Origin of the sequence: Streptomyces yerevanensis, from assembly GCF_000716805.1 — a bacterium.
Lineage (GTDB): Bacteria > Actinomycetota > Actinomycetes > Streptomycetales > Streptomycetaceae > Streptomyces > Streptomyces flaveus.
Genome location: NZ_JNWJ01000061.1, coordinates 21,359 through 36,493 on the forward strand (window position 1 = coordinate 21,359; position 15,135 = coordinate 36,493).

General features: G+C 68.6%; 5 protein-coding genes. 1 reads left to right on the forward strand and 4 read right to left on the reverse strand.

What is annotated here, in order from left to right:
- Positions 1-5: 5 nt before the first annotated feature.
- Genes drmC through drmA form a run of 3 tightly spaced genes read right to left on the reverse strand, consistent with a single transcriptional unit; the run spans position 6 to position 6,483 of the window.
- Positions 6-773, reverse strand: a complete 768-nt coding sequence (gene drmC / locus OP79_RS39785; RefSeq protein ID WP_033327662.1) for a DISARM system phospholipase D-like protein DrmC — start codon at positions 771-773, stop codon at positions 6-8.
- The gene (drmB, locus tag OP79_RS39790) at positions 770-2,662 is read right to left on the reverse strand and encodes a DUF1998 domain-containing protein (RefSeq protein ID WP_033327663.1); all 1,893 of its coding nucleotides are present in this window, start codon (positions 2,660-2,662) and stop codon (positions 770-772) included. Before drmB ends, drmC begins: the two co-directional genes overlap by 4 nt.
- The gene (gene drmA / locus OP79_RS39795; protein ID WP_211270950.1) at positions 2,659-6,483 is read right to left on the reverse strand and encodes a DISARM system helicase DrmA; all 3,825 of its coding nucleotides are present in this window, start codon (positions 6,481-6,483) and stop codon (positions 2,659-2,661) included. Before drmA ends, drmB begins: the two co-directional genes overlap by 4 nt.
- Before the next feature lie 181 nt (positions 6,484-6,664).
- Here drmA and OP79_RS39800 point away from each other — a divergent pair, with 181 nt between their 5' ends.
- Positions 6,665-8,836 (forward strand): UvrD-helicase domain-containing protein, encoded by a 2,172-nt coding sequence (locus OP79_RS39800; protein WP_033327665.1) that lies wholly within the window; start codon positions 6,665-6,667, stop codon positions 8,834-8,836.
- A 90-nt stretch (positions 8,837-8,926) separates the two neighbouring features.
- On the opposite strand, the gene OP79_RS39805 is transcribed toward OP79_RS39800, so the two are convergent.
- Entirely contained in the window at positions 8,927-14,950 is a 6,024-nt protein-coding gene (locus tag OP79_RS39805) for an AAA domain-containing protein (RefSeq protein WP_078492309.1), read from the reverse strand.
- Positions 14,951-15,135: the final 185 nt, after the last annotated feature.

Sequence of the window (15,135 nt, forward strand, 5' to 3'; positions counted from 1 at the left end):
CAGCTTCATGGCCGTCGAAGACGCCGGAGTATGCCCAGGCGTTGCAGCTCCACAATGTGCTCTGCTGCACGCCGTGGTGCTTCGCCGCCGCTCACCAGTACCCCCGCCTCGATATTGCGCTGCGCTGCTGATTCGGTCAGGTTGGCGCTGCCCAGGAAGAGCATGCGACGGTCGGCGACCGCGAGTTTGGCGTGCTGGCGCGAGTGAGTGTGCCCGGACGGGTCACGTACCCAGTGCCATAGACGCAACCCGGGAACGGACGCGAACGCATCGGCCGGCTCCCGACCCGAGAGGAGGCCGCGCGCGCCGACCAGCGTCTCGACCACTACATGCGTCTTCACGCCCCTTGCCGCAGCATCGGTCAAAGCCTGTGTCAGTGCTGGATACGGCCGGGCCGCATACGTCATGGCCAGCAGTTCGTCATGAGCCTCGTTGATGACCTCGACCAGCACCTGGGCAGTCGCCCGCACTGGTACGGCTGGTGTCGAGGGGCCACTCCACACCGTGCGGACATGCACCATGCCCCGGGCCTGCAACATGGCCGCGACATAGCCCCGCACATAAGCAGCCGCCTCAGCGAAAGGGACCGACTCTCTCTCCACCGCGTCGTACAGCTTCGTCACGGCCTCGCTGACCCCCGGTGTCGCCAGCTCGGTCAGTGCCCTCTCTTTGTTGCGTCGTTGTGCGAGCAGGCCGGCGAGGTCCTTGCCACGGGTAAGGCCCAGAGCTGCGACGGCAGCCTCAGCGGTGGCCTCGAACTCTTTTCTGCTCACGGCAGCAGGCCGACCGGAGTCAGTATCTGCTCCTTGTCTCCGGAGAGAGGGACGAGGAAGCGACGGTCCAGGAACCGATTGGCCCGCTCGCAGGTGGTTTCGGATACGAAGAGACAGACGTGGCAGGCGGCCCCGTGGAGATAGTCGCCCGGATCGTGCGGCAGACGCTCGGAGCACAGTGGGTCCGCAGAGCAGTGACCGGCGTCTGTCAGAGCACGGCGGACGATCCGGTCGAACTCGCGCTCTTCAGCGAGGGAAACCAGGCCGCCGAGGGTGCCCTCGGAGTCCGGAACAGCGGTGTAGATGAGAATTCCCGTCTTCGGGCTCTGTTCGTCTCCCGCATAGATCCGCTCGGCGAGTGAGGCCGAGTTGTAGCCGCATTCCAGGGCGATCGTACGGATCAGCAGGTGAGAAAGAGTGTGCAGGGCGATGTACCGTGCCCCGGGCCAACCGTAGAAAGGATCGAAGTCGCTCGTCTTGCGGTCCGACTTTCGATTGGCGCGGAACCGACCGAAAGCCTCCCTGTGGGCCTCCATCTGCGGCGACTTCTCCATGCGCGCCACCCACTCGGCCATGAGGTCGTCCCGCACCCGCAGAAAAATGCCCTCGCCGCGAACCTCGCTGGCCGGCACCCAGGTCTGTGCACCGCGGGACAGGTCCACCCTGCTGGCGATCTCCGGCGACTCGGGGTCCGGGGCGTCGAGTCGGGTGAAGCCGATCAAGGCGCGTGCCTCGCGCAGCCGCTCGACCTGGCGGATGTCGGAGAAGAGTTCGCCCAGGAGGGGTGGAACGGAGACCTCCCTCAGTGCGAAGTCGTCACTGGGTGTTGGAATGGCGCCGGAGAGTGCGTCCCATTCAGGGCCGAAGAGGTCGGCCTGGACGTCGGGTGCGGAGGGAGCCGGCCCGTCGGAGCCCTGCTTGCGAGCCGAGATCGCCGCAACGACCGCGTCGGCGTCGAACTCCTTGAGGAACCCGAACTTGGGCATGCTCGCCATGAAGTCGAACTGGCCCCGGTCACCGACGAGTTGCAGGTCGGGCCAGTGGTCGTCGAGGAGCTTGTCGACGTCTCCGCCCCGGCCCTTGGGCAGGGCCAGAGCACTGAGGGTGAGCGGGAACCACTGATTGGACGCGCCCGCCACCATCAGGACCGAACCCTCCTTGCAGCCGTTCGTCTCGTACGTACCCAGGTGCGGGTGACGTCCGCGGCACGAGGGCAGGTTATGGCGGCCTCGTTCACCCATCGCCTCCCGGATGTTGCGCTTCATGCCACAGGCGACGCATTCGATGGTGACGTTGGCGGCCTGGTTGCCGCCGTGGTCCTTCATACGCAGCTTGGGACGCGGGGTCTTGGTGCAGGTCTGCCCGTGGTGGACGTATGCCGTGTACGGAAACTCGTCGAGGTGGCCGAGGGTGCAGACAAGGGTGAAGCGGGCAGCCACGGCGAGAGGCTTCCCACGCTTGCAGTCGTGGAGGAACTTCGCCTCGTGCGGCGTACGCGGATTGGCGTTGATGAAGGCGAACTCGGCGGAGTCGACGGCGGCCAGCACGTTGCAGGCGGTGCAGCGTAGCCATTGGGGAAACGGTGTGACGGGCACCCCGACCCCCTGTGCGGCCCAGCCCTTGGGGTCCATGTCCCCACCCTCCAGCCAGGGGGCGGCGCGCAGTTGCTCGACCTGTCCGCGCCCGTAGCGCTGGAGGGATCGGTTGACGGCGGCGCGCAGCCGGGGTTCGTCGATGTCGTAGTCGGTGATGCCGGAATAGCTCCAGGAGTCGAGTCCCTTGACGAGGACCGAGAAATTCGGCAGGTCGACGAGGGAGCCGATACCGGCGGTGAACATGAGATGGCTGGGACGGACGGCGCCGACTCTGCGATTGCTGTTGATGCTCATCGCTGTCCCTTCTTGGCCGCGTCGGCAGTGGTGGGTCCGTACTCGTCGCTGTCCACGGTGGCCGCCATGTCATGGTCGGAGTCGGTGTCAGACGCTCCGAAGTTCCAGTCCGGGCCGCCGCCTGAGGCTTCTTCGAGGAAGGCCCCGCCACCGGGGAGAAGGAGGTTGATCTCGTTCTCCGTCTCGCGCATCGACATGCCGACTGTCAGCTCGGTCCACCGGGATCCGTCTGCCCGCCTCAGCAGCCCGCTCACGATCGTCGTCTTGCGCTTTTCCTTCCGGTAGCCGAGGGCCGAGCTGTTCTCGTCGCGCTTGCGGCGCCATTCGTCCTTCAGCCGGTCCAGGCGTTCGCTCAGGTATTGGCGGGGCCGCTCACCGCCCACCCGTTCGGCCCGTTCAAGGAGCCGGCGTTCGACGTCCTGGGCGAGCGGCCCATTGAGGTCTACGTGATGGGCGTCCAGGTTGCGGGAAGTGTCGTATGCCGCCTGGCGCAACGCGGCGACGTAGGTGGCGGCCACGCCTCGGTCGAGGGCGCGACGGGTGAACGGGGTGACGGAGAGAGCTTCCACCTGGCGGTAGAACGTGGCGTGGTAGTGCTCGAAGTCTTCGTAGTGGGCGAGGTCCCGGGGGCGTGACCAGTTGTAGAGGGTGACGACAAGACCCGGGCGCTTGGCGTCACGGCCGACGCGCGAGGACGCCTGGATGTACTCGGCGGTGTTCTTGGGCTGGCCGACGACCAGCATCAGACCGAACCGGGAGACGTCGACACCCACCTGCAGCATGGAGGTGGCGAGGACGACATCGACTGCCTGCCTGGCGGTGGGCGTCATGGCGGCGCGGGGTTCACGCTTCTCCTTCATGGCCGTCGCGTACTCGCGCAGGAAGGCGCGTCGCCGGTCCGAGGTGTCGCGCTCGGGGTCGAAGCCGATCTCCAGGCGCTTGAGGGCCGAGCCGATGTCGGCTGAGGAGATACGCGAGGTCAGCTCCTGGATGCTGAGCATGCCGGCTCTGCTCACGATGCGATCCGCGAGGGTGTCCTGGCCTCTGCGGCTGCCGTTGGAGCGCACGCGGGTGGTGATGTCGTCGTCCATGTAGCGCCGCATGCCTGCGAGTTCGCGGGTCGCGTTGAAGTAGCCGACCAGTGTCATATACGGGTCTGCCGGCTTGCCGTAGTCGTCGAAGAGCTGCTGGCCGGCGAGGAGCAGGATCTCGGCGACGCGGATCTCGGCAGCCTTGAGTCGAGTGCCGTGCGCGCACACGCCCAGGTAGCGGCGGCCGGGATTCTCGCGGCTCAGCTCGACCTGTCGGGAAAAGAAAGTGTCACCGACGTCGAGGACTTGGGGCGGGAAGACGGCGACCTTGCGGCCGAAGACGCCGAGCACTTGGTCGGCGGCCCGCTTGGTGGTCGCGGTCGACGCGACGATCTTGGGTCCGACCTCGCGGCGCTGCCCCCTGGCGTCGGTGACGCTCCAGGTGCACAGCTGATCGACGGCCGACTCGAAAAGACCGACCATGGTGCCGAGCGCACCCGAGATCAGGTGCAGCTCGTCCTGGATGATCAGGTCCGGGGGCCGCAGGCGGGTGACGGGCTGTGCGGTGACGCCGGGCAGGTCGCCCTTGGCGTTGTGGCGGCTTCCGCAGCCGGTCTTGGCGTCAAGGTCGTCGTGGCGGTAGCCGTGCCTGGGGCAGAGTTCGGTGACCCTGCCGAACAGCAGACCGGCGTACCCGTTCCACGGGAGCTGGGCGAACTTGTCCACCGTGGCGATCAGAAGAGATGGGGCGAGCCGATAGATCTCCTCGTCGACGGTGAGGACGGGGATGCCTTCGCCAGGCGAATCGCGCCGTGAGAAGGGGCAGCGGTCCTCGCCTTCCCCGCGCGGGCAGTACAACAGGACGCGGCGCCGCCCTTCGTCGTACTCCATGTGGGAGCGGGCCGTGAGCCCGCTGCCGCACCAGGGGCAGGTGAGGACTTGAAGGACTCGGGCGTGCTTGTCGCTCGCGCTCTCCCTGGCGTCGGCGATCTGCTCCTTCGCCTCGTCGAACCAGTTGGGCGAGACGGAGGTTCCCACCCAGAGTCCGATACGGAACGGGGTGGTGCCCCAGCGGACGTCCCGTGCGAACTCCTCGCGGCGCAGCACCTCGCAGGCGCTGACCAGCGCGGCGGCGCGTTGGAACTGCTGGGCGGTCAGCAGACGCAGGGTGTAGCGCATGAGGACACCGACGCCCGCCTCGCCGCTGCGTGCCTCCGCTCCCGAGCCGAGTGTGCCCTGCAGGCGTCGCAGCGCGAAGGTGTAGGCGGCGAGGCCGAGATACGCCTCGGTCTTGCCACCACCGGTCGGGAAGAAGAGCAGGTCGACGAGTGCTTCGCGGCCGGTGCCACGGTGGGCGTGCCCGGGCTGGGTGAGGGAGTCGAGGTTCAGCAGGACGAAGGCGAGTTGGAACGGACGCCAGCTGGCAGCCTCCTTGCCCTTGGCGTACACCTCGTCGTGCGCCTCCCGGTAGGAGTCCCGGTCGTCCTCACGACCGGCGCGGGCGGCAGCGATAGCGGTGTTACGCCGTTGCAGTGCCATGGCACGGTTGGCGAATCGGAAGGCCTCCAGGGCGGTGTCGTCGGCCACGAGCCTGTCGATGCCCAGGGTGATGCGGTCGCAGATCTCCAGTGCCTGCTCGATGGCGACGCCGGCGGATTCGCGCAGGTCGGCGGGGAGCGAGTGGGCCTTACCACGTTGCTGTTCGAGCCAGGTGCCGTAGCCGTCGGCCAGCGGAGCGAGCGCGGCACTGAGTTCGGTCCGGCGGGCGGGCACCGCGAGCGCGGCGAGCTCGTCCATCCCGAGTTCGAGCCCACGGAGAAGATCCTGCTCCTCGAGGGCCGGTGCGGTGGTGGCTCGGACGTCGTACTCCGGGAGCCAGGTGGTCGTGAGGCGGTGCGCGTTGCGCTCACCGTCGCGCACCTGGGCGTGGACGGCGACGTTACGGCCCTTGGCGTGGCTGAGGCTGTCCCGGTAGAGGAGCCGGAGCCGCCGGTCCTCGGCGTCCTCGGGGGCGTTGCCCTGGTTCACGGGATCAAGGGGGTCGTCGACCGGGAGGAAGACGGCGGCCTGGTCGTCGGGGAAAGCGGTGATCTCGATCGCGGTCTGGAAGAGCCAGTGGGCGTCGCGAGCCTCGCGGCTGTCCTGCTGCCGGTTCACCAGGGCCAGTTCGACGACGCGCAGATCTTCGGCGCCTGCTCGACCGGTGTGCTGTCGTACCTGCACGTCGAGTACGACAGCGTCGCCTTCCAGCTCGACGGTCCGGTCGGCCGCGCCGGTCACGTCGATGTCCACCGGGTGCTCGATCGGCTCACGCGACCAGACCCGGCGAGTTGTGCCCCGGTCGGTGGCTTCCTCGGACTGTGTGTAGCGGCCCCAGCGGACGTTGGCGCTGAGCGTGCCGACAGAAGCCGGGACCGTGAAGGACAGTCCCATGGAGGATGCCCAGATGTGGCCGGCCGCCTGTGGGGTCAACCGGTCCTGGGGCTCACCTTCGTCGCCCTCCTGCTCGTCGCCCGAGTCGCTGTCCGCGCTCTGGGCGGCAGCCCGTGCGATCTCGTCGCCGGTGACGGCCTGGGGCCGCGGCCCGAGCATGCCGACGAGGTAACGGTCGCGCGGCCCGGAAGAGGCGCTCGACAGGGTCTCGGTATCGCCGTCCCACGGTCCCAGCAGATCGCGGCGGATATAGGTCACGAGTCCGTCCCGCACCGCGTACGAGTCCCCGGCACGAAACGTCTGGGGCACTTCGTCGAGCGGGTGCGGGACAGCGGCCTGGGCAGGCTGGGCCGGCATTCGGTGGGTCCTTTCGGACAGGTCCGTTGGGGCGCAAGCGTGAATCGATCGTACGGCAGCACGAGAAATATAGACCGTTGACTTAGTTCACACAATGATTATGAGGCGCTTCGTCGCTCCGCGCGGAACAAGTCTCTAGGCTGGTCCTCGACCACCGCCCACCCGCGGCCCGAGGACGCCCATGCCCCGACTCGCCCTCTCCGACGACTTCGTCGCGGACCTCATCTCGCTGCAGAGACCCGTCCAGAAGGAAGTCAACGACGCGATCCAGATGTTCCGGAGCATGACCGTTCCCCAGCTCCACGCCAGCAAGGGCATGCACCTGGAGAAGCTGGAGCGGGCGCGTGATCCAAGGATCCGCACGATACGCATAACCAAGTTCTACCGGGGTGTCCTGCTCGCCCCCGACGACGGAAGCGAACTGTTCACACTGCTCCGTGTCGCCCCTCACGACGAGGCCATCAACTGGGCCTGCAAACGTGCCTACTCCGTCAACGGCGCCACCGGCGGTCTTGAGGTACGCAACATCGAAGCCCTTGAGCAGATGGAGACCTACTTCGAGACGAAGGCGGTCTCCACCCCCGCCCGCCTCTTCGAGAAGCATTCCGACACCGTCCTGCGCGACCTCGGCATCGACGACCAGGTTCTCGGACTGGCCCGCGTCTGCGTCACGGCCGACGACCTGACGGTCATGGCGCCGCCCATGATGCCCGCCGACCAGTACGAGGTGCTGGAGTACTTGGCGGCCGACTACTCCGCCGAAGACGTCTGGGAGCAGCTGATCGCTCCGCGCGGCCAGACGGTGCGTACGGCTCAGGACCGACCGACGGTCACCCTCACCGAGGCGATCCTCAACACCCCAAACCGCATCGTGGAGGTGACAGGCCCTGGCGAGCTGGAGCGGATCCTCACCGAGGACCTCACCCGCTGGCGGATCTTCCTTCACCCCGCCCAGCGCCGGTACGCCTACCACCCCGGCTTCAACGGACCCGCTCAGGTCACCGGCGGCCCCGGCACCGGCAAGACGGTCGTGGCTCTGCACCGCGTCCGGCATCTGCTGCGTACCGGCCGTGAGGACGACCGGATCCTGTTGACCACCTTCACGAACGCCATGGCGGCTGCTCTGCGGGACAGCCTGGCGCTCCTGCTCGGCGACGCCGACGCCCACCTTCTGAAACGCGTCGACGTCACGACGGTGGATTCCCTCGCTTCCCGGGTCATCCGAGAGGCGCGGGGCAGGTCACCGAAACCTTTGTCGGCCGCCGCGGAGAAAAGCGCCTGGACGCGTGCCACCGCACGCGAGCAGCTCCCGTGGACAGAACAGTTCCTGTCCCAGGAGTACCGCAACGTCATCCTGGCGCAGGGACTGCGTACCCCCGAGGAGTACCTGCGCTGTGTACGACGGGGACGCGGCACGCAAGTGGGGCGGGTACAGAGAGCCCGCCTGTGGCGCGTCATGGAACGGTTCACGGCAGACCTCGCCTCGCGGGATTCGGCGACGTACACACAGCTGTGCGACCAGGCTGCCCGGATACTCGCCGACGGCGGACCGCGCTACCGCCACGTCGTCGTGGACGAGGCCCAGGACCTTCACCCGGCCCAGTGGCGGGTACTGCGCGCGTGCGTGGCTCCCCAGTCCGACGACATGTTCCTCGTCGGCGACCCACACCAGCGGATCTACGACTCCCGCGTCTCGCTGCGCTCGCTGAACATCAACGTCCGAGGACGCACGTCCCGGCTGCGCCTCAACTACCGCAGCACGGAAGAGATCCTGCGCTGGTCCGCATCCCTCCTCGACGGTCAGCCCGTGGGCCGGCTCGGTGAGGACGACGATGACGACAGTGGCCGGGATTCGCTCCGGGGCTACCGTTCCCAGCTGCACGGCCGTATTCCGGCAGCCCGCGGATACACCGGCCAGGACGAGGAACTGCGGGCGTTGACCGAGCAGATCCGGACCTGGATCGAACAGGACGGTGTCAAGCCGTCCGAGGTGGCGGTGTGCGCCCGGTTCAACACGCTGGTCGACGCGGTCATCACACGCCTGCGCCGGGAGGGCATCCCGGCGGTCGCGGTCAAGGACGATCCCGGGCCGGGGGTATCGGGCGTGCGAGTGGCCACCATGCACGCGATGAAGGGGCTGGAGTTCCGGTGCGTGGCTGTGGTGGGCGTGACGTCGAGTGTGCTGCCGTTCGCCCCGCATGTGACGCCGGCCGAAGTGGATCCCGTGCAGCACCAGTCGGATCTGCTGGCCGAACACTGCCTGTTGTTCGTGGCGTGCACCCGGGCACGCGATGCGCTGGCGATCTCGTGGAGCGGTGAGCGGAGCCGCATGCTGGACCCGGTCGCCGACTGAGATGCACAGGCCCTGCTGCCCGAACCAAGAGCCGGTTCGGGCAGCGAGGCTCATCGGTGAATACCGAGATTGCGGCTTCGGCCCGGGAGTTCAGACCCGGATCTCGCGGACGACGACATTGTGCGTCTTGCCGTGAGAAGCGTCGTACGAGATCTCACGTCCCGCCGGTTGCCACATCAGCGCGTGCCCCAGCGGAGACGACGGAGAAACGATGTCCGCCTCGTCGGTGGGCAGTTCGGCGACCGTGTACAGGGTGTCGTCATCGACCTGCCCGTCGAACTGGAGGACGAGCAGCGCGCCGGGAACGACAACCTTCGGCATGTCCGTCTCCCGCCCGACGCGGACTGCGTCGAGGAACGTCCGCAGGAAAACGAGGCGCTTCGTACGGCGGTCCCGCTGATCGGCCTGTGTCCTCCTGAGGAAGACAAGTCTCGCCGCGTCCATGCCGTCGGGAGTCTCGTCCGGAGCGTCGACAGCGGCCTGCAGCTGCTGCATCTCGCGTACCAGCCGATGGAAGGCGGCGGCGGGAATCTCGTGAACGGGGAGGGAACGTTGTGCGGCTTGGGTGGGCGCCTGTGCCGGCTGCTGTCGTGGCGCGGGGGCTACGGACCGCGCGGGGGTCCTTGCAGTCGACGCCGATGTGCGTGCGGGTGCTGGGACCGGGATTTTCCGGCCCGCCGGAGCGGGTGCTGGGACCGGGGTTCTCCGGCCCGCCGGAGCGGGCGCGGAAGCCGGGCCCGTGTCCCTCGCCGCAGCCGATGCGGACTCGCGCGGGTCTGAGGACGGGGAGACGGACGTCGGCGGCCGGGAGGGCGTGCCGGTGGTTGCCCGGGAATTCGCCCGCGGACTTGCGCCCTCCAGGGCTTCTCGGTCCCGGGCCTCGCTTTCCGGCTCGTCCTTGTCCAGATCGTTGACCGGCAAGGCCTCGGTCCGCGCCTCCTCGGCCCCGGGAGCGAGCTCCTCCGCGTTTTCACGGACCGGCTCGATCCCCAGCCGCTCCAACTCCGCCCAGAGCGGCGCGAGCGCCTGCTCACGGTCGAGATGGAACCGGCTTCCGCGGATGCGCACGAAGGTCCAGTCGACACGCTCCAGGTCACGCTGCCTCGCTGCGGCGGTCGACGCGTCCTCGCCCTCGGCGAAGGCGTCGCCGTCGCAGGCGACGGCAAGTCTGCGTGTCCCGCCCTCGACGACCAGGTCGATGGCGTGACGGCCGACACGGTACCCGGGCCGCACACGGTAGGCGCGCGCTGTCAGCTCCAGGTACACCTTCTGCTGGAACAGGCTGTCGAAGGCCTCGTGCCGGACGTCGGGCAGTACCTCGCCCTCGACCGCAACGGTGTCCTCCTCCGCGGGTCGGGTGAGGTGGTCCAGCCACTGCCGGCGAAGGTCGTTCTCGTGGAACTGTTCGGTGCGCGCGCTGTGGAACACCCACACCTGGTCCTGCGCGCGGGAAGCGGCGACGTTGAGCCGCTGCTCGTACGTCTTGCCGTTGAAGCCTCCCGGCACGGAACCGGCGGCAGTGGTGGCCGAGTTGACGCAGGAGATGAACATGACGTGGCGTTCGTCGCCCTGGAAGTCCTCTGCGTCACCGACCCGGATGCGCCGCTCCTCACGCTGCTCGTAGTCGAGGCGTTCGGCGAGCAGGTTCTCCAGTTCCGCCAAGTGCCCCTTGCTGGCGCGGAGACTGATGACGCCCATGGTCTTCCCCTCGTACGCGGGGTCGGCGCAGCAGCGCACGATCGCGTCGACGAGTGCTTCGGCCTCGGCGGTGTTGGCCAGCCGGGTATTGCTGCCGATGGCTTCGCCATCCTCCACGTACACGGTGCGGACCGGGGGGAGGCGTTCGGCGCCGTACTGTCGCAGCGGCTGCAGCCGGCCGTTGTAGCACAGCTCGTTCGAGAAGGAGATGATCTCCGGCATGCACCGGAAGTGCTCCTTGAGCATGAGCGTGCCACGGCCCGCGGAGAGCGCCTCCGTGAGATCGAAGAAGCTGGACTCGGGGCCGAAGAGGCTGCGGACGTCCGGCTCGAGTGCGGTGAGCAACCGGTCCCTCAGATGGAAGTACTCGTCCTGCTTGAGGCCGACGTTGGAGGGGCTGACCTGCTTGCTGTCGCCGACGACGACCATCCGGTCGGCGAGCCAGCTCAGCAGCATGGCCTCCAGGCCGGACTGGCTGGCCTCGTCGACGATGACGACGTCGAACATGCCGGGCCGATCCATGGGCACGGTCTCCGCGACCTGGTGCAGCGGCATGATCCAGGCCGGCACCGCCGTCTGCGCCTTGCGCAGTGCGGCCTGTGCGTCGCGCCGGTAACGATGCTGGTACTTGCCCTTGATGCGCCGTGCCGCCTGCTGGTACGCGCTGAGGGCCCGGGACTGGTCGCCGGTGAGCAGCCCGAGGCAGCGATGCCAGGCACGGGCGGCGGCGAGCCTCGCGAGCATGATGCGGGCCTCGTCGTCGGCCTCCGTCAGTCGCTTGCGCAGGGCGCGCTCGGCCTCCGGATCCGTGAGCCGCTCCATGCGGTCGCGCCACGCGGACCAGGCCCAGGCCTGGGCGAGAAGGGGCAGTCGCGCATCCCAAGCGGCGTCCTCGGGCGCGTTCGTGATCCGCTCGGCGAGTGAGGGAAACGCTTCTTGCGCACGGGTGAGTGCGGCGTGCTGCTCGGCCCGCAGCCGGGCAGCCTCCCGAACCTCGGCGATCTCGTGGCTGAACTCGCGGTAGCCGTCGGGGTTCTGGGCGCGCACGGTGTCGAGTGCACGCGCCACGGCGGGAGATACGTCCGGTCGGTCGCTCCAGGCGCGCAGGAGTTCCTCGGTGTCCGCGATGACCTTGCGTGACTGTTCGGCGGCGCGCAGGGTGGTCGCCGCGCGCAGGAGGGCTCGTACGGCGTTCTCGACGGACTGGTCGTGCCAGGTGGCCACGGTCAGTACCGGTGAGGTCGCTGCGGCGGTGAGCACGTCGGTGCGGGCGGCGGCGACGGCGAGTAGCGCTTCGAGAATCTCGCCGTCCTGCCGCAGGCGAGCGAGTCGCGGACCGTGCCCCTGCCAGGCTCCGGCAGGGCTTCCCCACTCGGATTCCACCTGTGTCAGGCGCAGTTCGAGCTGAACGCGGGCGACAACGACGGCCGCCGTTTCGACATCTTCCGGAACCCGCCCGTCGACACGGACACTCTCCGCGAACGTGCCGGCGGCCTTGGCCAGCTTCGAGCGCATGCCGAGTGGCCCGCGCAGCTTCTGCCCCTGGCCGAGCCCGTCGTACAGGGTGGTGGCCTGGCCGAGCGCGGTGGCCGGGTCGTACTGCTCCAGGCCGCTGACCATTGCGGTACCCAGGGTGGAAAGCGAGGCGTCGACCGCCGCGAGGGCATCGGTGACCGCGGCCTGCCGACTGCGAGCCTGCCAGTCCTGCCCCGCGATCACCTCCCTCAGGAGCGCCACGGCCCACCCGCCGGCCGCGGCAGCGAGCGACGCGGCACGGGCACGGGTGGCGGAGAACGCGTCGAGAGCCGTCGAGAGCCGTTGTTGTTCGGCTTCGCCGAGGCCGCGCACAACCGTGTCGTACTCCTGACACAGCGGGTCCTGTCGCACCACCGCGTGCGCTTCCTCCGCGGACCGCACGACGGAGACGGCTTCCTCGAAGTCACCGGGACTCGGCAGCTCGGAGGGACCGGGCACCTCGGCCGCCAGGACCTGGTGGTGCGGGGTGAACGCGCGGGTGGTGTGCAGGAGGCGCAGAGCTTCGTCGGTGCTCAGCGTGGGCCGCTCCTGCGGAACCTGGCCGAGCCAGTCGTATCTGCCCGCCTCAGCAGTGAGGCGCTCGGCGATTTCCTGGAGGCTGCCGCTGTAGTCGCCGATCTCCGCCTCGAAGCGGTGGGTCTCCTGCTCGCGCAGTACGGCAAGGTCACGCAGCATGGCCTGTTGGGCGGACCGGGCCGCGGCGAGCCGCGTCTGGAGCGTACGGATCTCACGCTGCGAGGCCTTCGGGTCGTAGCCGGCGTACTCGCTGAGGATCTTCTGTACGGATGCCTCGAGCTCTCGTTGAGCGGCCGCGCCGTCCTCGGTGCGGCTCACGCACAAGTCGCGAATGGACTCCGGAAGCTTGTCGCGCAGCACGCGCAGGGCCCGCGGAGTGTGGCTGGTGATCAGGACACGCTTGCCCTGCGCGAGCAGGTCCGTCACCAGGTTGGCGATGGTGTGTGTCTTGCCGGTGCCGGGCGGGCCCTGCACGACAACCAGCCGGTTGGCGCGCAGACGTTCGGCGATGGTGCGCTGCTCCTCGTTGGCCGGGAGCGCGAAGTACATTTCGCCGGTGCTGCTCTCCGTTGCGTCACCCTCGGCTGCCGCGAGGTCGGCGGCGGTCAGCGCACCGTCGCGGCCCGCGATGTAGCCGAGCAGCTCGGTGGGAGGCGTGCCGCCGTCGATCTGGCGGGCGATGGCCTTGAGGGCATCCATCGTGGAACGACGGTTCCGTTCCCGCAGGACGAGTGCGGGTGTGAGTCCCACCTGCGGTACGTCGAGGGTGCGCGGCTTGGCCCGCTCCACGGTCGGCAGGTAACTTCCGGCGCTGTGCGCGGCGTTGACCCAGCTGCGCAGGGCAGTGTGCAGGGCCTCGAAGTGCGCCGGATCGGTGACGTCGGTGGCGCCTTCCAGCACTTCGACGATTCCCTCCCGCACGGCACCCGGGACGTGCTGAGCCCCTTCGAGCATGCCCTCCTCGAGTTCCAGGCCGACGCCCGTCGGGTCCGGAGCCGCGGTCAGCGTGCCGGTGGAGGGGTCGAGCTGGATGGTGGCCCGATGAGTGACCAGATGCCGTTCCACACGCTGGCCACCGGCCGTCTGCCAGGTCAGTCGGCCGAATCCCAGCACGAGTTCGTACGCCTCACCGAGGTTGACAGCGTCCTCGTGCATCTTGTGCAGCCGGTCGTAGAGCTTGACGAGCGGATCGATCGCGCGCCGCCGTTCCGCCCAGGCCAGCCACTCCTGTTCCCAGGCGGCGTACAGCTTCTCGATCTTCTCCCGCTTCGGGTGTTCGTCCAGCTCGTGGTAGGCCTTCTCGAGCGGAATTCCCTGCGACCAGTCCGGGAATTCGGGCTCGATCCGCCGTCGTAGATGTGGAGCGCGGGTCTGCTTGAAGTCGCGGATGCGCGTCTCGTCCACCCAGGGCGCGAGCAGCGGCCTGGGGTGAGGGACATCCTCACGCTCGGGACGTACGACAGTCAGCCAGGCCGGGGCGTCGGTGGCGAGCACACCGTCGAGCATCACCTCGACGCCCGGAGTGTCCGGCAGTTCCTCGAACCACACGGTGCCGGCGGCGCCGTCGAGCGTGCGGACCGGACGGGCCTTGGATTCCTCGGCCTCGGCCAGGAAACGGAAGATCTGGCGCACGCGCGCGGCGTCGGTCTCGTCGGCGGACAGCTCCTGCGTGCCTACGGGCACGGCCTGTCGTCCGAGCCCCGTTGGCTGCGACGGCATGCTCCCGAGCATTGCCCGGGCCGGAACGTGGGGCTCGCCCGCGTCGGCCAGGACATAGTCACCGGCCGCATCCGGCTCCGTGTCCGCAAACAGGGACTGCTGCTGCTCGCCGAACAGCGCCGTCTGGTCGGGGAGTGGCGTCGGCGTGGCTCGCGCGGCCGCCACGCGAGCGCCGACAGAAGCAGGCGGAGCGGCGGTGAAGGTGGTGGCGGTGGTGAAGGTGACGCTCTCGCGCTCGTGCCGACTCGGGAACCGCACCTCGATGTCCAGCTCCGCGGCGGTGCCTGCGGGGATGCTGTAGGCCCAGGTCGCGGAGATTCTGCGACCCTTGCGCAATGTGCCTTCGAGTTCGTCGTCGAGTACTTCGGTCTTGTAGTCCTGTACCTGGCGGCCCGTCTTTCCGTACGGTCCGCTCCGGACGAGCAGGCTGATTCCGTCGACGTCGATGGGCTGTCCGGTGCCGTTGCTCAGGTACAAGGTGCACCGGACCACGTCGTCGCCCTGCCGGTGCCCGTAGGAGTCATCGGGGTCGACCAGCTCGTACGGCACGACGTCGTCGACCCGGACATGCAGCCCGTCGCCGTACTGGTACACGGAGCCGACCGGCTGCACACCGTCGCTCAGGCCACTCTCACTCTGGCTCACACGCCACCCCACCGATTCTGAGGGCCACATGGTGGCCCCTTCGTGAAATCCCGCCCCGGCCACCCGAAGTACCTGCACAACGCGCCCCCCGGCACGTCAACTCGAGTGTGAACTGAGCACACGGGCGAGGGTACCAGGGACGCCGTTCAGATAACCGCCCCATGTCGCCCCAAAGCCACACAACG

Excerpts from the sequence above, each read along its gene's own strand:
- drmB (WP_033327663.1), bottom strand. The coding sequence starts at position 2,662 with ATGAGCATCAACAGCAATCGCAGAGTCGGCGCCGTCCGTCCCAGCCAT.
- drmA (WP_211270950.1), bottom strand. The coding sequence starts at position 6,483 with ATGCCGGCCCAGCCTGCCCAGGCCGCTGTCCCGCACCCGCTCGACGAA.
- OP79_RS39800 (WP_033327665.1), top strand. The coding sequence starts at position 6,665 with ATGCCCCGACTCGCCCTCTCCGACGACTTCGTCGCGGACCTCATCTCG.